General features: G+C 66.2%; 19 protein-coding genes. 10 read left to right on the top strand and 9 right to left on the bottom strand.

The window, feature by feature from the left end:
- Positions 1 to 125: 125 nt before the first annotated feature.
- The 4 genes from PSm6_RS10940 to dadA all read right to left on the bottom strand — a co-directional run bounded on the left by PSm6_RS10940 (position 126) and on the right by dadA (position 3618).
- Positions 126 to 674: a cupin domain-containing protein gene (locus tag PSm6_RS10940; protein ID WP_021218943.1), complete on the bottom strand. Its 549-nt coding sequence runs from the start codon at positions 672 to 674 to the stop codon at positions 126 to 128.
- A gap of 189 nt (positions 675 to 863) precedes the next feature.
- Positions 864 to 1931 (bottom strand): alanine racemase, encoded by a 1068-nt coding sequence (gene alr, locus PSm6_RS10935; protein WP_184488263.1) that lies wholly within the window; start codon positions 1929 to 1931, stop codon positions 864 to 866.
- A 60-nt stretch (positions 1932 to 1991) separates the two neighbouring features.
- Entirely contained in the window at positions 1992 to 2345 is a 354-nt protein-coding gene (locus PSm6_RS10930; protein WP_021218941.1) for a RidA family protein, read from the bottom strand.
- Positions 2320 to 3618: a D-amino acid dehydrogenase gene (dadA, locus tag PSm6_RS10925; protein ID WP_021218940.1), complete on the bottom strand. Its 1299-nt coding sequence runs from the start codon at positions 3616 to 3618 to the stop codon at positions 2320 to 2322. Before dadA ends, PSm6_RS10930 begins: the two co-directional genes overlap by 26 nt.
- Before the next feature lie 159 nt (positions 3619 to 3777).
- On the opposite strand from dadA, the gene PSm6_RS10920 reads away from it, so the two are divergent.
- From PSm6_RS10920 to PSm6_RS10910, 3 genes are all read left to right on the top strand, one after another.
- On the top strand, positions 3778 to 4266 hold the full coding sequence (locus PSm6_RS10920; protein WP_031287530.1) for an Lrp/AsnC ligand binding domain-containing protein: 489 nt from the start codon (positions 3778 to 3780) through the stop codon (positions 4264 to 4266).
- 136 nt (positions 4267 to 4402) lie between these two features.
- Positions 4403 to 5734, top strand: a complete 1332-nt coding sequence (locus tag PSm6_RS10915) for an NAD(P)/FAD-dependent oxidoreductase (RefSeq protein WP_021218938.1) — start codon at positions 4403 to 4405, stop codon at positions 5732 to 5734.
- An 87-nt stretch (positions 5735 to 5821) separates the two neighbouring features.
- Positions 5822 to 7369: a phospholipase D family protein gene (locus tag PSm6_RS10910; protein ID WP_021218937.1), complete on the top strand. Its 1548-nt coding sequence runs from the start codon at positions 5822 to 5824 to the stop codon at positions 7367 to 7369.
- A gap of 1 nt (position 7370) precedes the next feature.
- Here the strand turns inward: PSm6_RS10910 and PSm6_RS10905 are convergent, their stop codons facing one another.
- Entirely contained in the window at positions 7371 to 8534 is a 1164-nt protein-coding gene (locus tag PSm6_RS10905) for an MFS transporter (RefSeq protein WP_037021609.1), read from the bottom strand.
- A 165-nt stretch (positions 8535 to 8699) separates the two neighbouring features.
- Positions 8700 to 10193 (bottom strand): aldehyde dehydrogenase, encoded by a 1494-nt coding sequence (locus tag PSm6_RS10900; RefSeq protein WP_021218935.1) that lies wholly within the window; start codon positions 10191 to 10193, stop codon positions 8700 to 8702.
- Positions 10194 to 10501: 308 nt separating this feature from the next.
- Between PSm6_RS10900 and PSm6_RS10895 the strand changes: the two genes are divergently transcribed.
- Entirely contained in the window at positions 10502 to 10864 is a 363-nt protein-coding gene (locus tag PSm6_RS10895; RefSeq protein WP_021218934.1) for a cupin domain-containing protein, read from the top strand.
- A 146-nt stretch (positions 10865 to 11010) separates the two neighbouring features.
- Here the strand turns inward: PSm6_RS10895 and rpmG are convergent, their stop codons facing one another.
- On the bottom strand, positions 11011 to 11166 hold the full coding sequence (rpmG, locus tag PSm6_RS10890) for a 50S ribosomal protein L33 (RefSeq protein ID WP_003457707.1): 156 nt from the start codon (positions 11164 to 11166) through the stop codon (positions 11011 to 11013).
- A 10-nt stretch (positions 11167 to 11176) separates the two neighbouring features.
- A complete protein-coding gene (rpmB, locus tag PSm6_RS10885) occupies positions 11177 to 11413 on the bottom strand; it encodes a 50S ribosomal protein L28 (RefSeq protein ID WP_021702024.1) in 237 nt (78 codons plus the stop codon).
- Positions 11414 to 11770: 357 nt separating this feature from the next.
- Here rpmB and PSm6_RS10880 point away from each other — a divergent pair, with 357 nt between their 5' ends.
- Both PSm6_RS10880 and PSm6_RS10875 read left to right on the top strand, forming a co-directional pair.
- On the top strand, positions 11771 to 13348 hold the full coding sequence (locus PSm6_RS10880; protein ID WP_265170210.1) for an ABC transporter substrate-binding protein: 1578 nt from the start codon (positions 11771 to 11773) through the stop codon (positions 13346 to 13348).
- Positions 13348 to 13908 (top strand): hypothetical protein, encoded by a 561-nt coding sequence (locus PSm6_RS10875; protein ID WP_265170209.1) that lies wholly within the window; start codon positions 13348 to 13350, stop codon positions 13906 to 13908. The genes PSm6_RS10880 and PSm6_RS10875 overlap by 1 nt, the downstream gene beginning before the upstream one ends.
- On the opposite strand, the gene radC is transcribed toward PSm6_RS10875, so the two are convergent.
- Positions 13905 to 14579 carry a RadC family protein gene (gene radC / locus PSm6_RS10870; RefSeq protein ID WP_021218927.1) on the bottom strand — a complete coding sequence of 225 codons (675 nt, stop codon included), beginning with the start codon at positions 14577 to 14579 and terminating at the stop codon, positions 13905 to 13907. The two genes, PSm6_RS10875 and radC, sit on opposite strands and share 4 nt — an antisense overlap.
- A 134-nt stretch (positions 14580 to 14713) precedes the next feature.
- Here radC and coaBC point away from each other — a divergent pair, with 134 nt between their 5' ends.
- From coaBC to argB, 4 genes are read left to right on the top strand one after another with little or no spacing between them, the layout of a single operon-like run.
- Positions 14714 to 15922, top strand: a complete 1209-nt coding sequence (gene coaBC / locus PSm6_RS10865; protein WP_043240985.1) for a bifunctional phosphopantothenoylcysteine decarboxylase/phosphopantothenate--cysteine ligase CoaBC — start codon at positions 14714 to 14716, stop codon at positions 15920 to 15922.
- 6 nt (positions 15923 to 15928) lie between these two features.
- Complete coding sequence (gene dut / locus PSm6_RS10860; RefSeq protein WP_021218925.1) at positions 15929 to 16384, top strand: dUTP diphosphatase; 456 nt, start codon at positions 15929 to 15931, stop codon at positions 16382 to 16384.
- Positions 16385 to 16424: 40 nt separating this feature from the next.
- Positions 16425 to 19028, top strand: a complete 2604-nt coding sequence (locus tag PSm6_RS30465) for a phosphomannomutase/phosphoglucomutase (protein WP_043240982.1) — start codon at positions 16425 to 16427, stop codon at positions 19026 to 19028.
- 16 nt (positions 19029 to 19044) lie between these two features.
- Positions 19045 to 19950, top strand: coding sequence for an acetylglutamate kinase (gene argB / locus PSm6_RS10850; RefSeq protein ID WP_021218923.1), 906 nt, complete (start codon positions 19045 to 19047; stop codon positions 19948 to 19950).
- The last annotated feature ends 41 nt before the right edge of the window (positions 19951 to 19991 follow it).

Below are 19991 nucleotides of genomic sequence, written 5' to 3'. Positions count from 1 at the left end.
GGATGAGCACGCCGCCTTTGCGGCGATGCGTGCGCAAACCTAGCATGCCGGCGCCGGTCCGATGACCGGCTCGGGTGAAGACCGCGCAGTGGCTCACGAAGCCACGCGCCGGAGGCTGGAACGGACTAGAAGTTGGCCGGCGTGGTCGCGCTGATCAGGCGGGCCGGAACGTCGAAGGGATTGCTGAAACGGTGCGGCTTGCTGCTTTCGAAGTAGTAGCTGTCGCCCGGTTCGAGGATGAACAGCTCGTTGCCGACGGTGAGCTCGAGACGGCCCTCCACCAGCATCCCGGCCTCTTCGCCCTCATGGGCGTACATCTCGTCACCGGTGTTGGTGCCCGGCGGGTAGGTTTCGTCGAGGAAGGCGATCGCGCGGCTCGGATGGGCCTTGCCCACCAGCTTCATGGTGATCGCACCACTGCAGATATCGGTAAGTTCGGAAGCCCGGTAGACCACCTGGGTCTGGTTGTCCTGTTCCAGATCGAGGGAAAAGAATTCCACCAGCGACATGGGGATGCCCCCGAGCACCTTCTTCAGCGAACTGATGGAGGGGCTGACGCTGTTCTTTTCGATCATGGAAATCGTGCTGTTTGTTACGCCTGCACGTTTGGCGAGTTCACGCTGGGAGAGGCCTTTGAGCTTGCGGATGGATTGCAGTCGAACACCGACGTCCAATGGTGGGATCCTCCTTGGGATTCTTGTTGAGGGGGGTGGTCACGGTGGCCGTATGATGCGGCCAGCGTTCAGTATTTACAACACTTCGGCCGTAAATCCTGCGCAAACTTTCACCACCCCGGAAAACCCCGAGGAAAATCAATTATTTGAACCATCATCAGCTGCGTAGATGGCTCTTTCAGAGCCGCTTCAGCGGTAGATCAACGGCACCCGGCGCAGGTTGCAGAAGATCTGGTAGGGAATGGTTCCGGCCTGGATGGCGACATCGCTGGCCAGGACCTGACCACCCCAGAACTCGACCCGGCTGCCGAGCCCGGCCTGGGGCAGGTCGGTGAGGTCGACGGTGAGCATGTCCATGGACACCCGGCCGATCAGCCGCGACAGCTGCCCGTCGATGGCCACCGGGGTGCCGGTGGGTGCATGCCGGGGATAGCCGTCGGCATAACCCATGGCGACCACGCCGACGCGGGTCGGGCGCTCGGTGATGAAGCGCGCGCCGTAGCCGACCGGCTGGCCGGCGGGCAGTTCGCGCACGCTGATGACCTTGGACTCCAGGGTCATCACCGGCTTCAGGCGCGAGGCCAGCTCATGGGCCTGCTCGAAGGGCGTTGCGCCGTAGAGCATGATGCCGGGGCGCACCCAGTCACTCGGCACCTGCGGCCAGCCGAGCACGGCGGGCGAGTTGCGCAGGCTGATCTCGGCGGCAAGGCCGGCGCGGGCCTGCTCGAAGACCGCCACCTGTTCGGCGGCGCTGTCGCTGTCCAGTTCGTCGGCACGGGCGAAGTGGCTCATGAGCACGATCTTGCCGACCTTGCCGCTGGCCATCAGGCGCTGGTAACCGTCGCGGTATTCCGCCGGGTGCAGGCCCACGCGGTGCATGCCCGAGTCCATCTTCAGCCACACCGTCAGGGGGCGGCTTAGGCTGGCGCGCTCGATGGCCTCGAGTTGCCAGGTGGAATGCACCACGCACCAGAGGTCGTAGCGCTCGATCAGCGACAGCTCATCGGCTTCGAAGAAACCCTCCAGCAGCAGGATGGGGCCGACGATGCCGGCATCGCGCAGCTCCAGTGCTTCCTCTATGCAGGCCACGGCGAAACCGTCGGCTTCCGCCTGCAACGCCTGGGCGCACCGCACCGCGCCATGCCCGTAGGCATCCGCCTTGACCACGGCCAGTGCCTTGGCACCGGTGGTTTCGCGGGCGAGACGGTAGTTGTGGCGCAGCGCTTCGAGGTCGATCAGGGCACGGGCGGGACGCATGGCAAAGGCTTCTTCTGGTTATATGAAAAACCCGGCGCGGACGCCGGGCAGAGCAAGGGTTCAGGGCAAGGCGGCAACCACGGTCATTTCCACCAGCACCTCGGGCGAGTACATCTTCGCCTCAACGCAGGCACGGGCCGGGGCGGCGCCCTTGGCGACCCAGGCGTCCCACACGGCGTTCATGCCGGCGTAGTCCGCGTCGATGTCATTCAGGTAGATGGTCACCGAGAGGATGCGGCTCTTGTCGGTGCCGGCTTCGGCGAGCATGCGGTCGACGGCATCCAGGGTTTCGCGGGTCTGGCGCTCGATGCCCGGGTTCAGCCCTTCATCCAGCTGGCCCGCCAGGTAGACAGTGCCGTTGTGGATGACGATCTCGCTGTAGCGGGCTTCAGTGCGCAGGCGCTGTAGTGACATGTTTCTGGCTCTCCTTGGTGTTGCCATAACGGAAGATATCCAGGCCTTCGGCGCTGATCTGCGGACGCTTGCGCGCCATCAGGTCGGCGAGCAGGCGGCCGGAACCGCAGGCCATGGTCCAGCCAAGGGTACCGTGTCCGGTATTCAGGAACAGGTTGCGGAACGGGGTCGCGCCCACGATCGGCGTGCCGTCCGGGGTCGCCGGGCGCAGGCCGGTCCAGAACTCGGCGCGAGTCAGGTCGCCGCCCTGGGGGTAGAGGTCGGCGGTGATCATTTCCAGGGTTTCGCGGCGACGCGGGTTAAGCGACAGGTCGAAACCGGCGATCTCGGCCATGCCGCCCACGCGGATGCGGTCGTCGAAGCGGGTGATGGCGACCTTGTAGGTCTCGTCGAGGATGGTCGAGGCGGGCGCCATGTCCGGGTTGGTGATGGGCACGGTCAACGAGTAACCCTTGAGCGGGTACACCGGCGCCTTGATGCCCAGCGGTTTGAGCAGCTGCGGGCTGTAGCTGCCGAGGGCCAGCACGTAGCGGTCGGCGGTCTCCAGCTTGCCGTCGATCCACACGCCGTTGATGCGATCACCGGCGAAGTCCAGGCGCTGGATGTCCTGGCCGAAGCGGAATTCCACGCCCAGGCCACGGGCCATCTCGGCGAGGCGGGTGGTGAACATCTGGCAGTCGCCGGTCTGGTCGTTGGGCAGGCGCAGGGCGCCGGCCAGCTTTTCGGTGACCTTGGCCAGGGCCGGCTCGGCACGGGCGATGCCGGCACGGTCGAGCACTTCATAGGGCACGCCGGAGCTTTTCAGCACGGCGATGTCCTTGGCGGCGGCGTCGAGCTGGGCCTGGGTGCGGAACAGTTGGGTGGTGCCGAGCTGGCGGCCTTCATAGGCGATGCCGGTTTCGGCACGGAGTTCGTCGAGGCAGTCGCGGCTGTACTCGGACAGGCGCACCATGCGCTCCTTGTTCACGGCATAGCGCGAAGCGGTGCAGTTGCGCAGCATCTGCGCCATCCACAGGTACTGGCCGATGTCGCCAGTGGCCTTGATGGCCAAGGGCGCGTGCTTCTGCAGCAGCCACTTGATGGCCTTCAGCGGCACGCCGGGAGCGGCCCAGGGCGAGGCATAGCCGGGGGAGACCTGGCCGGCGTTGGCGAAGGAGGTTTCCATGGCGACGGCGCTCTGCCGATCGACCACCACGACTTCGAAGCCTTCCCGGGCCAGATAGTAGGCACTCGCCGTACCGATCACACCGCTGCCCAGCACCATCACTCGCATGTCTGCCTCCAGCGCAAACGGGGGTAACCGCTGCGTTTGTTATTTTGAGCGTAGATGCCGCGCAGTATATGAAGAGCGCCCCAGTGATATTCACTATATAGCCAGCTATATTTGGCGATAATTCTTGGCCAATACGGCTTTTGCGGAGGGGCATCCACCATGCGTACCCAGCATCAATCGCGTCGTGAGTTAGACAAGATAGACCGGAATATTTTACGAATTCTCCAGGAGGACGGACGTATCTCCTTCACCGAGCTGGGCGAACGGGTCGGCCTCTCCACCACTCCCTGCACCGAACGCGTACGTCGCCTGGAGCGCGAGGGGATCATCATGGGCTACAACGCCCGGCTGAACCCGCAGCACCTCAAGGCGAGTCTGCTGGTGTTCGTCGAGATCAGCCTGGACTACAAGTCCGGCGATACCTTCGAGGACTTCCGCCGCGCCGTGCTGAAGCTGCCCCATGTACTCGAATGCCACCTGGTTTCCGGCGATTTCGACTACCTGGTTAAGGCGCGGATCAACGAAATGGCCTCCTACCGCAAGCTGCTCGGCGACATCCTGTTGAAGCTGCCGCACGTGCGCGAGTCGAAGTCCTACATCGTGATGGAAGAGGTCAAGGAATCCCTCAACCTGCCCATTCCCGAGTGAAGCCGGGGGCGCCGACGCCCCTGCCGATAGTTGCCTGCGAGGCACAGGGATTTTTCCTGGACGCCCCTTGGCGGTTGGCGTGCTTCGTGCTTATCCTCCGTCAAATTTTCCAAACATAATAATCAGGATTCCGCACATGAACGCCCGCGTTCGCCATCCGGTCCACAGCGACCAGCACGCCCCCTCCTACTACGCCGCGACCGCCAACCGTCGTATCGAACATCCGCCGCTGGCGGGCGAGGAGGTGGCCGACGTCTGCGTCGTCGGCGGTGGCTTCTCCGGGCTGAACACGGCCATCGAACTGGCCAAGCGTGGCTTCTCGGTGGTGCTGCTGGAGGCGCACAAGGTGGGCTGGGGTGCCAGCGGGCGCAACGGCGGCCAGCTGATCCGCGGCGTCGGCCACGATGTCGAGCACTTCGAATCGGTGGTGGGCAAGGACGGCGTCCGCGCCCTCAAGCTGATGGGCCTGGAGGCGGTGGAGCTGGTGCGCCAGCGGGTGGAAGAGTTCGCCATCGACTGCGACCTGACCTGGGGCTATTGCGACCTGGCCAACACCGCCCGTGACCTCGCCGGCTTCGCCGAAGACCTGGAAGACCTGAAGAGCCTCGGCTACCGCCATGAAATGCGCCTGCTGCAACCGGGCGAGATGCGCAGCGTGGTGGGCTCCGATCGCTACGCCGGCGGCCTGATCGACATGGGTTCCGGCCACCTGCACCCGCTCAACCTGGCCCTGGGCGAAGCCGCCGCCGCCAGCTCGCTGGGCGTGCGCATCTTCGAGCACTCGGCGGTACTGCGCATCGATTACGGCCCGGAAGTGAAGGTGCACACCGCCCAGGGCCAGGTCCGCGCGAAGACCCTGGTGCTCGGCTGCAACGCCTACCTCAACGACCTCAACCCCACACTCGGCGGCAAGGTGCTGCCGGCGGGCAGCTACGTCATCGCCACCGAGCAACTGCCCGAGGCACTCACCCGGCAGTTGCTGCCGCAGAACATGGCGGTGTGCGACCAGCGCGTGGCCCTGGACTACTACCGTCTTTCCGCCGACAACCGCCTGCTGTTCGGCGGCGCCTGCCACTATTCCGGCCGCGACCCCGCGGACATCGCCGCCTATATGCGGCCGAAGATGCTGGACGTCTTCCCCCAGCTGGCCGATGTGCGCATCGACTACCAGTGGGGCGGGATGATCGGTATCGGTGCCAACCGCCTGCCGCAGATCGGCCGCCTGCCGGACCAGCCCAACGTCTACTTCGCCCAGGCCTACTCGGGCCACGGGGTCAACGCCACCCACCTGGCGGGCAAGCTGCTGGCCGAAGCTATCAGCGGCGAGCAGAGCAACGGTTTCGACGTGTTCGCCAAGGTGCCGCACATCACCTTCCCCGGCGGCAAGCTGCTGCGCTCACCCTTGCTGGCTCTCGGCATGCTCTGGTACCGGATCAAGGAAAACGTCGGCAACAGCCTGGCGAAATGACCCTCGCCCCGCGCCACACGCGGGCTGCCTGAATCTTCCGGCTGCGCTGGCGTCTGAGCTCAAGGACCCGGCGAGTCGGAGGCCGACGTGCGCATTCCCCTGCTATTCATCTGCCTGCTGGCCGCACTCGGCGGCTGCGCCAGCCCGCCCCCGGCCCCCCCGAGCCAGGCGATCGCCGCTGCAGCGTCGCCCTTCGGCCAGCGCCTGCAGGCACTGGCGGCCGCGCACCCGGGGCAATCCGGCTTCCGCCTGCTGCCCGCCAGCAACGAGGCGTACAGCGCCCGCGCCGAGCTGATCCGCTCGGCCCGCAGCAGCCTCGACCTGCAGTACTACATCGTCCATGACGGCCTCTCCACCCGTGCCCTGTTCGACGAACTGCTACGCGCCGCCGACCGCGGCGTGCGTGTGCGCCTGCTGCTCGACGACACCAGCAGCGACGGCCGCGACGCCAGCATCGCGCTGCTGACCGCACACCCGAATATCCAGGTGCGGCTGTTCAACCCCCTGCACCTCGGCCGCGTCACCGGCGTCACGCGGACCCTCGGCAGGGCGCTGGACCTGGGCCAGCAGCACCGGCGCATGCACAACAAGCTGTGGCTGGCCGACAACGCGGCGGCCATCGTCGGCGGGCGCAACCTGGGGGATGAATACTTCGACGCCGAGCCCAGCCTCCACTTCACCGACATCGACCTGCTGGCCATCGGCCCGGTGGCGGAACAGCTGGGGCAGAGCTTCGACCAGTACTGGAACAGCGCGCTGAGCAAGCCCATCCAGCAGTTCCTCTGGCGCCAGCCGCAACGCCAGGAGCTGGACGAGGCGCGCCAGCGCCTGCGGGGCTACCTGGCCGAAGCGCGAGTACAGCAGAAGACCCTGTACGACCGGCTGCATACCTACCGCGACGACCCGCGACTCGACCTCTGGCTGCGCGAACTGATCTGGGCACCGGCCAGCGCCCTGTGGGACGCGCCGAGCAAGGTCCTGGCCAGTGGCACACCCGACCCGCACTTGCTCCTGGCCAACCAGTTGCAGCCGGTGCTGGCCGGGGTGAAGCAGGACCTGGTGCTGATCTCGGCCTACTTCGTGCCCGCCCGGGAGGGCATGGACTACCTCGTCGGCAAGGCCGACGCCGGCGTCGACATCCGCCTGCTGACCAACGCCCTGGAGGCCACCGACGTGCCCGCCGTGCATGGCGGCTACGCGCCCTATCGCCAGCGGCTGCTGGAGCATGGCGTCCGCTTGTTCGAGCTGCGTCGCCAGGCCGGGGATGGCGCCGGCAGCGGCGAGTACAGTTTCAGCGGCTCTTCCAACTCCAGCCTGCACAGCAAGGCGATGATCCTCGACCAGCGCCACGCCTTCATCGGCTCCTTCAACTTCGACCCGCGCTCGGTGCTGTGGAACACCGAGGTCGGTGTGCTGATCGACAGCCCGGAACTGAGCGCACACCTGCGCCGCCTGGCCCTGGAGGGCATGAGCCCCGGGCGCAGCTACCAGGTGCGCCTGCGGCCGGACGGCGGCATGGAGTGGATGACGGAGGAGGGCGGCCGCCAGCAGGTACTGCGGCAGGAGCCGGGTAGCCTGTGGCGGCATTTCAATGCCTGGTTCGCCGAGCGCGTGGGCCTGGAGCGGATGCTCTGACTCAGGGGTTTCCGGTCACGGCCGGCTCGCCACCCTCGTCGTCGAACAGCTCGCGGGTCCAGGCCAGCCAGACGAAGCCGGCTGCGCCGATGGCCATCATCAACGGCAGTGCATGGCCGCTGATCCACTGGCTGGCGGCACCGGTGACCAGCGGGCCGATCAGGCAGCCGATGCCCCAGAGCTGGGCGACATGGGCGTTGGCACGCACCAATTCGTCATCCCGGTAGCGCTCGCCGATAAGAATAAGCGCCAGGGTGAAGAGCCCGCCCGCGCTGGCACCGAATATCACCCAGATCGGCCAGATCAGCGGCGTGTGTAGGAACAGGGGAATACTCAGGCTGGACAGCAGCAGGGCCAGCCCGCAGCCGCGGAACAGCGTACGTCGCGACATGTGGTCCGCCAGCAGGCCGATGGGCAGCTGCAAGGCGGCATCGCCGACCACCACCACGCTGGCCATCAGCAACGCCACTTCCTGGTTGAAGCCCTGGCGCAGGCCGTAGATGGGCAGCAGGGTCAGCATCATCGCCTCGAAGGCGGCGAACAGCACCACCGCCCAGGCGATGGTCGGCAACCGTGCACAGAAGGTCAGCAGGCCGCGCCCCGAGGCGCTGTGGGCGTCCACGCTGGGCGCGCCGGTGCGCCCCAGCAGCAACAACGAGCCGCCTACCAGCAGGCCGGTACCGGTCCAGAAGCCGAGGTCGTTGCCGGTACCCAGCACGCTGAGCAGCAGCGGCCCGGACAGCTGGCTCAGGGCGTAGCCGGTGCCGTACAACGCCACCAGGCGCCCGCGCCACTTTTCCACGGCCAACTGGTTGATCCAGCTCTCGCCGAGGATGAATACCACCGTCAGCGCCACGCCAATGAACAGGCGCAGGGCCAGCCAGATGGGGTAGCTCTGCACCAGCGCCAGCATCGCCACCGAGACGGCGCTGACCAGCAGGCACAGCTGCATCAGGGGAGTGGTGCCGAAGCGCGCGGCGAGGCGCCCTGCCAGGGAAGCGCCGAGCAGCACGCCCACCGCCGGGGTGCCGGCCATCACACCGATGGCGAAGGCGTCATAGCCCCAGCTTTCCAGGCGCAACGAGACCAGGGGCATGGTCACGCCCAGCGCGAGCCCGATGCTGATCACCGCGCCGCAGACGGCGAAGTAGGTCCCCCAACGCATGGCGGTGTCCTCCGTTCCATGGGCCAGCATCCCGGGGGATTCTGGCAGGCAGAAAAGCAAAAGCGGCCGGGCTCCTGTGAAGGAAACCCGGCCGCAGGTGTGGCTCCAGGGGAGCCGGCCTCCCGAAGGAAGGCGGACCTTGTCAGGCGGTCATGCCGCCCTTTTTCAGAGCTTGATCCAGGTGGATTTCAGCTCGGTGTACTTGTCGAACGCGTGCAGCGACTTGTCGCGGCCGTTGCCCGACTGCTTGAAGCCGCCGAAGGGCGCGGTCATGTCGCCACCGTCGTACTGGTTGACCCAGACGCTGCCGGCGCGCAGCGCCTTGGCGGTCAGGTGGGCCTTGGACAGGTTGCTGGTCCAGACCGCAGCGGCCAGGCCGTAGACGGTGTCGTTGGCGATGGCGATGGCATCCGTCACGTCGTCGAAGGCGATGACCGAAAGCACCGGGCCGAAGATCTCTTCCTTGGCGATGCGCATGGCGTTGTCCACGCCGTCGAAGATGGTCGGCTCGACGTAGGTGCCGCCGGTCTCTTCCATCACGCGCTTGCCGCCGGCCACCAGCTTGGCGCCGTCGTCATGGCCGGCCTGGATGTAGGACAGCACGTTGTTCATCTGGGTGGTGTCGACCAGCGCACCGACGTTGGTTTCCGGGTCAAGCGGGTTGCCCGGCTTCCAGGTCTTGATCGCCGCGACCACCATGGGCACGAATTTGTCCTTGATCGAACGCTCCACCAGCAGGCGCGAGCCAGCGGTGCAGACCTCGCCCTGGTTGAAGGCGATGGCGCCCGCGGCGGCGTCGGCGGCGGCCTGCAGATCAGGCGCGTCGGCGAAGACGATGTTCGGGCTCTTGCCGCCGGCTTCCAGCCAGACGCGCTTCATGTTGGATTCGCCGGCATAGATCATCAGTTGCTTGGCGATCTTGGTGGAGCCGGTGAACACCAGGGTGTCGACGTCCATGTGCAGGGCCAGGGCCTTGCCCACGGTGTGGCCGAAACCCGGCAGCACGTTGAACACGCCGGCGGGGATGCCGGCCTCGATGGCCAGCTGGGCGATGCGGATAGCGGTCAGCGGCGACTTCTCGGACGGCTTGAGCACCACCGAGTTGCCGGTGGACAGCGCCGGGCCGAGCTTCCAGCAGGTCATCAACAGAGGGAAGTTCCAGGGCACGATGGCGGCGACCACGCCCACCGGCTCGCGGGTCACCAGGCCCAGTTCGTTGTGCGGGGTGGCCGCGACTTCGTCGTAGATCTTGTCGATGGCCTCGCCGCTCCAGCGGATGGCGCGGGAAGCGCTGGAGACGTCGATGTTCAGCGAGTCGCTGATCGGCTTGCCCATGTCCAGGGTTTCCAGTAGCGCCAGCTCTTCGCCATGTGCGTCGATCAGGTCGGCGAAGCGGATCATCACTTCCTTGCGCGCGGTGGGCGCGAGGCGCGACCAGACACCGGACTCGAAGACGGCGCGGGCATCCTTCACCGCCAGCTCGGCATCGGCCAGGTCACAGCTGGCGACCTGACCCAGCACGCGCCCATCCACCGGGCTGATGCAGTCGAAGGTCGCGCCGGAAACGGCGTGGGTGTACTCGCCATGGACGAAGGCACGGGTTTCGATCTGCAGGGACTTGGCGCGCTGTTCCCAGTCGGCACGAGTCAGGGTGGTCATGGGGCATTCCTCTTATTAGTAGAAAAGTGCCGGATCCTGGCTCCGGCACTGTCAAGAATTCTGCAAGGCCAGCATGCGGCCGAACCTGATCGCAACCCTAAACCAGAGGGCCCTGGGTTTTCAATATTTTTGACAAAATTCCAGCAAACGCCCTTGTCATGTTCGTTTTATTAAACATAGACTGCGGATCGGATCGCCCGGGCGTTTTCCCTCCCTCCCACGGGCATAGGGGAAGCCGCCGACAACTGGGCAGAATAAAAAACAGGTCCGCCGGGCGCGGACCACCCGCCAGCTGCAACGGAACCGCCATGAACATCGAATCCATCGTCGACTTCGCCAACAGCCCAGCCGCCGCCGAGCGCTACCGCCCAGCCCCCGAGAAAGTCCTCAAGGGCGACCCGGAGCAGAGCGTGCGCAACCACTACGGCAGCCCCTGCGGGCAGTTCAACGTGGGCATCTGGGAAGGCGCAGTCGGCCACTGGACCGTCAGCTACACCGAACACGAATACTGCGAGATCCTCCAGGGCGTTTCCGTCCTGCGTGACGCCGACGGCAACGCCAAGACCGTTCGCGCCGGCGATCGCTTCGTCATTCCCGCCGGCTTCTCCGGCACCTGGGAAGTGCTCGAGGCCTGCCGCAAGGTCTACGTGATCTTCGAACAGAGCAAATGATCCACCGCTTCACCTCCAGAAGCTCGTAATCCCCTTGAGCCCGCGAAAGCGGGCTTTTTTATGGGCGCGGGAAAGGCCGGACGACAAATCGCGGGCATGAAAAAGCCCGCCATGTAGGCGGGCTTCTTCGACAAGGGCCGGATCAATTACTTGATCTTGGCTTCCTTGTAGATCACGTGCTTACGCACGACCGGATCGAATTTCTTGATTTCGATCTTGTCGGGAGTAGTGCGCTTGTTCTTGTCGGTGGTGTAGAAGTGGCCGGTACCGGCGCTGGACACCAAACGGATCAGTTCACGCATGATTAGCTCCTTATACCTTCTCGCCGCGAGCACGCAGCTCGGACAGGACTACGTCGATACCACGCTTGTCGATGATGCGCATGCCCTTGGCGGAAACGCGCAGACGCACGAAGCGCTTCTCGGACTCGACCCAGAAGCGGTGGTGCTGCAGGTTCGGCAGGAAACGACGACGGGTTTTGTTGTTAGCGTGGGAAACGTTGTTCCCGGTAACCGGACCCTTACCGGTTACTTGACAGACTCTAGACATGCCTCAGCCCTCTAAACCTCATGCCCAACCCGGCATGGGTTGGCCGCTTGAACTCTCACTTGTGGGCGTTTTAGCGCCCGTCTCGTCAGGGTCTTACCGGCCACACACAGACTGCGAAAGACCGGGCCCCTAGAAAAGAGCGCTGCTTTATATCAGAAACCCCCTAGTGCAGCAAGGACTGCACCACTTTTGCCGAAAGCGGTGCCCAACCGCGAGGGCCTGCAACCGCAGCGACGCGGGCTGCGCAGAAAATAACCGCTCGTCGCCAGAAGCGCATTGCCCCGCTCCTGGCCATGGTCTAGCGTAGGGCCTCCGCCCGCCGCCACCGGCCAGGGCCACCGCAAATGGAGCCTGCCCATGCGATTCGCCGCCCTTCCCCTGCTGCTCGCCCCGCTGTTCGCCCAGGCGGCCAGCCTGAGCGTCTGCACCGAGGCCAGCCCCGAAGGCTTCGACGTGGTGCAGTACAACTCGCTGACCACCACCAACGCATCCGCCGATGTGCTGATGAACCGCCTGGTGGAGTTCGATGCCCAGCGTGGCGAGCTGGTGCCCGGGCTGGCGCAGAGCTGGGAGGTCTCCCCCGGCGGCCTGGCCTACACCTTCACCCTGCGCCCCGGTGTACGCTTCCACACCACCGAGTACTTCAAGCCCGGCCGCGAGCTGGATGTCGATGACGTGCTGTTCAGCTTCCAGCGCATGCTCGATGCGGCCAACCCCTGGCACAAGGTCGCCCAGAGCGGCTTCCCCCACGCCCAGTCGATGCAGCTGCCGCAACTGATCAAGTCCATCGACAAGGTCGCGCCACTGCAGGTGCGCTTCACCCTGAACAAGCCCGACGCCACCTTCCTCGCCACCCTGAGCATGGGCTTCGCCTCCATCTATTCGGCCGAATACGCCGAGCAACTGATGAAGGCCGGCACGCCGGAGAAGCTCAACGCCCAGCCGATCGGCACCGGCCCCTTCGCCTTCAAGCGCTTCCAGAAGGACGCCGTGGTGCGCTATAGCGCCAACCCGGACTATTTCGCCGGCAAGCCGGCGGTGGACGGCCTGATCTTCGCCATCACCCCGGACGCCAATGTGCGCCTGCAGAAGCTGCGCCGCGGTGAATGCCAGATCGCCCTGTCGCCCAAGCCGCTGGATGTCCAGGCCGCAAGCAAGGACGCCGCGCTCAAGGTGGTGCAGACACCGGCCTTCATGACCGCCTTCATCGGCATCAACAGCCAGCACCCGCCGCTGGACCAGGCCAAGGTGCGCCAGGCCATCAACCTGGCCTTCGACAAGCAGAGCTATCTCAAGGCCGTGTTCGAAGGCAGCGCGAGCGCCGCCAACGGCCCCTATCCGCCCAACACTTGGAGCTATGCCAAGGACCTGCCCGGCTACGCCCATGACCCGGAGAAGGCCCGCGCGCTGCTGGCCGAGGCCGGCTTCAAGGATGGCTTCAAGACCACGATCTGGACCCGCCCTTCCGGCAGCCTGCTGAACCCCAACCCCAGCCTCGGCGCCCAGTTGCTGCAGGCGGACCTGGGCAAGGTGGGCATCCAGGCCGAAATCCGCGTGATCGAATGGGGCGAGCTGATCCGCCGCGCCAAGGCCGGCGAGCATGATCTGCTGTTCATGGGCTGGGCCGGCGACAACGGCGACCCGGACAACTTCCTCACCCCGCAGTTTTCCTGCGCCTCGGTGCAATCGGGGCTCAACTTCGCACGCTATTGCGACGCCGAATTGGACAAGCTGATCAGCGACGGCAAGGGCCTCGCCGACCAGGCCGAACGCACGGCCCTCTATATAAAGGCGCAGCGCATCATCCAGGAACAGGCGCTGTGGCTGCCGCTGGCCCATCCCACCGCCTTCGCCCTGACCCGAGCCGGCGTCGAGGGCTACCAGGCCAATCCCTTCGGTCGCCAGGACTTTTCCCACGTCAGCGTGAAACCCTGATGGAGCTGAGCCAGCGCTACCTGTCGCAGTTCCAGTTCGTCGAGCGGCACCAGCTGCCACTGCGGGCAACGCCACGCCAGGCACTGGATGCGGTCGGCGAACTCGCCGTGCATGACGACCCGCTGGTGCGCACCCTGCTGTATATCCGCGAAGCGCCGGCACGCCTGGCTGGCGCGCTCGGGCTTAACAACAACCTCAAGGGCCGCGCGACCTTTGGCCTGCACGAATTCACCCTGCTGGAGCGGGACGCCGATCGCGCCATGGCCTATGGGCTCATCGGACGCTTCTGGCGCAGCGACTTCGGCCTGCAGCCGGTCAGCGACGCCAGCGCCTTCGGCGCCTATGCCGAGCCCGGCGTCGCCAAGCTGGTTTTGAGTTTTCACTGCAACCCTGGCGCGGATGGCCGCACGACCCTGCACACCGAAACCCGGGTCTATTGCCCGGACCGCCGCAGCCGCCTGCTGTTCACACCCTACTGGCTGGCCATACGCCCGGCCAGCGGGCTGATCCGCCGGCGTTTGCTGGCCGCCATCCAGCGCCGGGTCGACGACACGCGCTAGAGCCAGCCGTACTCGGCCATCGACAACGGCTCGCCGTCCCCCACCACGAAGTGGTCGAGCACCCGCACCTCGACCAGTGCCAGGGCCTCCTGCAGGCGCTGGGTCAGCAGGCGATCCGCCTGGCTGGGTTCGGCAACCCCGGAAGGGTGGTTGTGGGTGAGGATCAGCGCGGCCGCGTTGTGCGCCAGGGCCCGCTTGACCACCTGGCGCGGATAGACGCTGGCTCCGTCGATGGAGCCATGGAACAGCACCTCGAAGGCCAGCACCCGGTGCTTCGAGTCGAGGAACAGGCAACCGAACAGCTCATGGGGTTCATGGCGCAGCTGCGCCTTCAGGTAATCGCGCACCGTCTGCGGACTTTCCAACACCGAATTGCGGCGCAGCCCTTCGGCCAGGTGCCGACGCGACATCTCCAGCACCGCCTGCAACTGGGCGTATTTGGCCGGCCCGAGGCCGAGGCGGCTGCAGAAGGAGTCGATGTCCGCTTCCAGCAGCAGGCGCAGGCCGCCGAAGTCGTTGAGCAGATGGCGGGCGAGGTCCACCGCGCTCTGCCCGGCCACCCCGATACGCAGGAATATGGCGAGGAGTTCGGCGTCGGTGAGGGCCGCCGCGCCCTGCTCTAGAAGCTTCTCCCGCGGCCGCTCCGCCGCAGGCCAGTGACGAATGCTCATGGCGCCTCCGTGGTTGAGCGCACCGCTGTTCCCATGCGGTCGCTGTGCTATCTTAATCCACCTTTTTTGCGCGGCGATTGGCCTGGGGAGGCGTCGTCGCCGCTGCGCAATCTAAACATCCATAAGGCAGGCCTATGCAGCGGCTCTATCGGAAACGCATCGTACTGGGCGTGGGCGGCGGCATTGCGGCCTACAAGAGCGCGGAGCTGGTTCGCCGCCTGCGCGACCAGGGCGCGGAAGTACGGGTCGTGATGACCCATGGCGGGCGCGAATTCATCACCCCGCTGACCCTACAGGCCCTTTCCGGCCACCCGGTGCACCTCGATCTGCTCGACACCGCTGCCGAAGCGGCCATGGGTCATATCGAGCTGGCACGCTGGGCCGACCTGGTGCTCATCGCCCCTGCCACCGCCGACCTCATGGCCCGCCTGACCCAAGGCGTGGCCGACGACCTGCTGACCACCCTGGTGCTGGCCACCGACGCACCGGTTGCCCTGGCCCCGGCGATGAACCAGGCCATGTGGCGCGACCCGGCGACCCAGGCCAACGCCGAAGCCCTCGCCAAGCGTGGCCTGCACCTGTTCGGGCCGGCATCCGGCAGCCAGGCCTGTGGCGACATCGGCCTCGGCCGCATGCTCGAAGCCGACCAGCTCGCCCAGCTGGCCGCCGACCTGTTCCAGCACAAGGCCCTGACCGGCCGCCACGTGCTGATCACCGCCGGCCCGACCCAGGAAAACATCGACCCGGTGCGCTACATCACCAACCACAGCTCCGGGAAGATGGGCTTCGCCCTCGCCGAAGCCGCGGTGGAGGCGGGCGCCAAGGTCACCCTGATCACCGGCCCCGTGCACCTGCCGACGCCGGACCGGGTCAACCGCATCGATGTGGTCAGTGCCCGCGACATGCTCGCGGCCTGCGAAGCGGCGATGCCCTGCGACCTGCTGATCGCCGCGGCCGCCGTGGCCGACTACCGCCCGGAAGTGGTGGCGGCGCACAAAATGAAGAAGGACCCCACCAGCGGCGAAGGCCTGCTGCTGCAACTGGTGCGCAACCCGGATATCCTCGCGACCCTCGCCGGGCGCGCCGATCGCCCCTTCAGCGTCGGCTTCGCCGCCGAGACCGAGAACCTGCTCGAGTACGCCTCGCGCAAGCTCAAGGACAAGAACCTCGACCTGATCGTCGCCAACGATGTGGCCAACCCCAGCATCGGCTTCAACAGCGAGGAAAACGCGATCACCATCATCGATCGCGCGCTGCACCAGAACAGCTTCGCCCAGACCAGCAAGGGCAAGATCGCCCGCCAGCTGATCGCCTTCATCGCCGATCGCCTCAACCAGGCCTGAGACCCCATGCACTCATTGCAAGCCAAGATCCTCGACCCCCGCATCGGCCGCGACTTCCCGCTGCCCCAGTACGCCACGCCGGGCTCCGCCGGCCTCGACCTGCGCGCCATGCTCAAGGAAGACCTGACCCTGGAACCGGGCCAGACCGTGCTGATCCCCACCGGCCTGTCCATCTACATCGCCGACCCGGGCCTCGCCGCGCTGATCCTTCCGCGCTCGGGCCTGGGCCACAAGCACGGCATCGTGCTGGGCAACCTGGTCGGCCTGATCGACTCCGACTACCAGGGCGAGCTGATGGTCTCCTGCTGGAACCGTGGCCAGAGCGCCTTCACCATCGCCATCGGCGAGCGCATCGCTCAGCTAGTCTTGGTGCCAGTCGTGCAGGCGCACTTCGAGCTGGTCGACGAGTTCGACGAGAGCCAGCGCGGCGCGGGCGGCTTCGGGCACTCCGGCAGCCACTGATCCGGAACGACTTCAGGATGATCCGCGGGGGAGACCTTCAGTGAAACTCTTCAAGCGCAGCGCCAAGGATGCCGACACCGAGATCCTGGCCAGCCCTGCCGAAAAGAACAAACCGGCCCGTGACAAGGGCCTCGGCGACCTGCTGCCCGGCGCCATCGCTGCGGCACTGGGCGTGGCCGCCGCCGGCGTGCTGCTCTGGGCCGCACTGATCAACGGCGCCCAGCAGACCCAACGCAACCAGCTCAGCCAGGCCTGGGGTGAAAGCCAGGCCAGCGCCCTGCGCCAGGCCCTGGCGCAACTGGTCGCCGACACCGCCGCTGCCGCCCGCAACCCGGCGCTGGCCGAAGCGCTCAACAGCGCCGACACCGCCCAGGTGCAAGCGGCCGAGCGCGGCCTCGGCTACTGGAACGCCGTGGTCGACGCCCACCTCAACCTGCCCGGCCAGGCCCAGCAGAACAGCCAGCGCGCGGCACCGATGAACTTCGCCGCCCTGGACATGCTGCGCCGCGTCGAAGCCGGCCAGAAACCTGCGCCGGAAGCCTATCGGGTCGGCCAGCGCTGGCTGGTCTACAGCGCCGCACCGCTGCGCCTGACCGACAGTTCGCCGATCCAGGGCACCCTGCTGCTGGTGGTCGACCTCGACCGCCTGCTCGGCGCCCTCGCACCGCTGCCCGACGGTGTCGGCCAGCTGCAGTTCACCCAGCAGTTCGGCAACGCCCCGGCCCAGACCCTGACCCTGCGTGGCGCCCAGGCCGAAGGCGTACCCATCGCCCTGAACACCGGCAACCCCAACTGGAAACTGTCGTTCATTCCCGGCCCGCAACTGAGCGATTCGGGCATGTCCCCCATCCTGCTGGCAGTGGCCGCGCTCCTGGCCCTGGCCGGCGCCCTGATTGGCCTGTATCTGCTGCGGGGCGGCTTCAATCGCAAGCTGCATGCAGACGTGATCCAGCTCAACCAACTGGTGCAAGAACTCTCCAGCGGCAAAAGCGTCAAAGCCTTCAGTCTGCGCCTGTCGGCGCTTGACGCCCTGGCCCAGTCGCTCACCCGGCAGTCACGGCGCAAGCCGGAGCCGGCGGCGGGCAGCGCTAACGGCGATCGGCAACCCGGCCCGGCGGTTACCCCCGCCCCGGCCAAGATGATCGAGCCACCCGTGTTGGCCGATCCGCTTTTCCAAGATACCGACATCCTCGATATCGACATCCTCGACGAAGACCAGGACCTCCTGGGATTGGAGCAAGCCCCCGTCATGAGCACCCCGCAAGCCGCACCCAACCTGCCCGCTAGCATCTTCCGCGCCTACGACATCCGTGGCGTGGTCGGCGACACCCTGACCGCCGAAACCGCCTACTGGGTAGGCCGTGCCATTGGCTCCGAAAGCCTCGCCCGCGGCGAGCCGGCCGTATCGGTCGGCCGTGACGGTCGCCTGTCCGGCCCCGAACTGGTCCAGGCACTGATCCAAGGCCTGCTGGACTGCGGCTGCCAGGTCACCGACGTCGGCATGGTGCCGACCCCGGTGCTCTACTACGCCGCCAACGTGCTGGCCGGCAAATCCGGCGTGATGCTCACCGGCAGCCACAACCCGCCGGACTACAACGGCTTCAAGATCGTCGTCGCCGGCGAGACCCTGGCCAACGAGCAGATCACCGCGCTGCACACCCGCATCAAGAACAACGACCTGGCCAGCGGCGTCGGCAGTGTCGAACAGGTCGAGATCCTCGACCGCTACTTCAAGCAGATTCGCGACGACATCGCCATGGCCAAGCCCATGAAGGTGGTGGTGGACTGCGGCAACGGCGTGGCCGGCGTGATCGCCCCGCAACTGATCGAAGCCCTGGGCTGCACCGTCATCCCGCTCTACTGCGACGTGGACGGCACCTTCCCCAACCACCACCCGGACCCGGGCAAGCCCGAGAACCTGGTCGACCTGATCGCCAAGGTGAAGGAAGAGAAAGCCGACCTGGGCCTGGCCTTCGACGGCGACGGCGACCGCGTCGGCGTGGTGACCAACCAGGGCACCATCATCTACCCCGACCGCCTGCTGATGCTCTTCGCCAAGGACGTGGTTTCGCGCAACCCGGGCGCCGACATCATCTTCGACGTCAAATGCACCCGTCGCCTGACCGCCCTGATCAGTGGCTACGGCGGCCGCCCGGTGATGTGGAAGACCGGCCATTCGCTGATCAAGAAGAAAATGAAGGAAACCGGCGCACTGCTGGCTGGCGAGATGAGCGGCCACATCTTCTTCAAGGAGCGCTGGTTCGGCTTCGACGACGGTATCTACAGTGCCGCCCGCCTGCTGGAGATCCTCAGCCAGGACAAGCGCGACGCCGAGCACGTGTTCTCCGCCTTCCCCAGCGACATCTCGACGCCGGAGATCAACATCACCGTTACCGACGAGAGCAAGTTCCGCCTGATCGAGCGCCTGCAGCGCGACGGCACCTGGGGCGACGCCAACCTCACCACCCTGGACGGCGTGCGCGTCGACTATCCCAAGGGCTGGGGCCTGGTGCGCGCCTCCAACACCACGCCGGTGCTGGTACTGCGCTTCGAAGCGGACACCGAGGAGGAGCTCGAGCGCATCAAGGAAGTGTTCCGCGCCCAGCTCTACACCGTAGCCCCCGATATCAACCTGCCGTTCTGATCCACCGGAGCCCTGCATGACCCTCAGCCGTGACGCCGCATCCCAAGTCGCCCAGGTCCTGTCCGAAGCGTTGCCGTACATTCGCCGCTTCGTCGGCAAGACCCTGGTCGTGAAATACGGCGGCAACGCCATGGAAAGCGACGAGCTGAAAGCCGGCTTCGCCCGCGACATGGTCCTGATGAAGGCCGTGGGCATCAACCCGGTGGTCGTGCACGGCGGCGGGCCGCAGATCGGCGATCTGCTCAAGCGCCTGTCCATCGAGAGCCACTTCATCGACGGCATGCGCGTCACCGACGCGCAGACCATGGACGTCGTGGAAATGGTCCTCGGCGGCCAGGTGAACAAGGACATCGTCAACCTGATCAACCGCCATGGCGGCAGCGCCATCGGCCTGACCGGCAAGGACGCGGAGCTGATCCGCGCCAAGAAGCTCACCGTCAGCCGCAAGACGCCGGAGATGACCCAGCCGGAAATCATCGACATCGGCCACGTGGGCGAGGTCACCGGGGTCAATATCGAGCTGCTGAACATGCTGGTGAAGGGCAACTTCATCCCGGTCATCGCCCCCATCGGCGTTGGCCCGGAAGGCGAGTCCTACAACATCAACGCCGACCTGGTGGCCGGCAAGGTGGCGGAAGCGCTGAAAGCCGAGAAGCTGATGCTGCTGACCAACATCGCCGGCCTGATGGACAAGCAGGGCCAGGTGCTCACCGGGCTCTCCACCGAGCAGGTCAACGAGCTGATCGCCGACGGCACCATCTACGGCGGCATGCTGCCGAAGATCCGCTGCGCCCTCGAAGCGGTGCAGGGTGGCGTGACCAGCGCGCACATCATCGATGGCCGCGTGCCCAACGCGGTGCTGCTGGAGATCTTCACCGACAGCGGCGTCGGCACCCTGATCAGCAACCGCAAGCGTCACTGAGTCTTCAACAGGCCCAGGCGGTACCCGAATAAGCCGGAGCG

This window comes from Pseudomonas solani, assembly GCF_026072635.1.
Taxonomy (GTDB): domain Bacteria; phylum Pseudomonadota; class Gammaproteobacteria; order Pseudomonadales; family Pseudomonadaceae; genus Metapseudomonas; species Metapseudomonas solani.
The sequence above is the reverse complement of the archived record's forward strand: the minus strand, read 5'-3'. Positions and strand labels throughout refer to the sequence as shown.

Coding starts and splice junctions, on each gene's coding strand:
- alr (WP_184488263.1), bottom strand. CDS start 1,931: ATGCGTCCCGCCCGTGCCCTGATCGACCTCGAAGCGCTGCGCCACAAC.
- PSm6_RS10930 (WP_021218941.1), bottom strand. CDS start 2,345: ATGTCACTACAGCGCCTGCGCACTGAAGCCCGCTACAGCGAGATCGTC.
- dadA (WP_021218940.1), bottom strand. CDS start 3,618: ATGCGAGTGATGGTGCTGGGCAGCGGTGTGATCGGTACGGCGAGTGCC.
- PSm6_RS10920 (WP_031287530.1), top strand. CDS start 3,778: ATGCGTACCCAGCATCAATCGCGTCGTGAGTTAGACAAGATAGACCGG.
- PSm6_RS10915 (WP_021218938.1), top strand. CDS start 4,403: ATGAACGCCCGCGTTCGCCATCCGGTCCACAGCGACCAGCACGCCCCC.
- PSm6_RS10905 (WP_037021609.1), bottom strand. CDS start 8,534: ATGCGTTGGGGGACCTACTTCGCCGTCTGCGGCGCGGTGATCAGCATC.
- PSm6_RS10900 (WP_021218935.1), bottom strand. CDS start 10,193: ATGACCACCCTGACTCGTGCCGACTGGGAACAGCGCGCCAAGTCCCTG.
- PSm6_RS10895 (WP_021218934.1), top strand. CDS start 10,502: ATGAACATCGAATCCATCGTCGACTTCGCCAACAGCCCAGCCGCCGCC.
- rpmG (WP_003457707.1), bottom strand. CDS start 11,166: ATGCGTGAACTGATCCGTTTGGTGTCCAGCGCCGGTACCGGCCACTTC.
- rpmB (WP_021702024.1), bottom strand. CDS start 11,413: ATGTCTAGAGTCTGTCAAGTAACCGGTAAGGGTCCGGTTACCGGGAAC.
- PSm6_RS10880 (WP_265170210.1), top strand. CDS start 11,771: ATGCGATTCGCCGCCCTTCCCCTGCTGCTCGCCCCGCTGTTCGCCCAG.
- PSm6_RS10875 (WP_265170209.1), top strand. CDS start 13,348: ATGGAGCTGAGCCAGCGCTACCTGTCGCAGTTCCAGTTCGTCGAGCGG.
- radC (WP_021218927.1), bottom strand. CDS start 14,579: ATGAGCATTCGTCACTGGCCTGCGGCGGAGCGGCCGCGGGAGAAGCTT.
- coaBC (WP_043240985.1), top strand. CDS start 14,714: ATGCAGCGGCTCTATCGGAAACGCATCGTACTGGGCGTGGGCGGCGGC.
- dut (WP_021218925.1), top strand. CDS start 15,929: ATGCACTCATTGCAAGCCAAGATCCTCGACCCCCGCATCGGCCGCGAC.
- argB (WP_021218923.1), top strand. CDS start 19,045: ATGACCCTCAGCCGTGACGCCGCATCCCAAGTCGCCCAGGTCCTGTCC.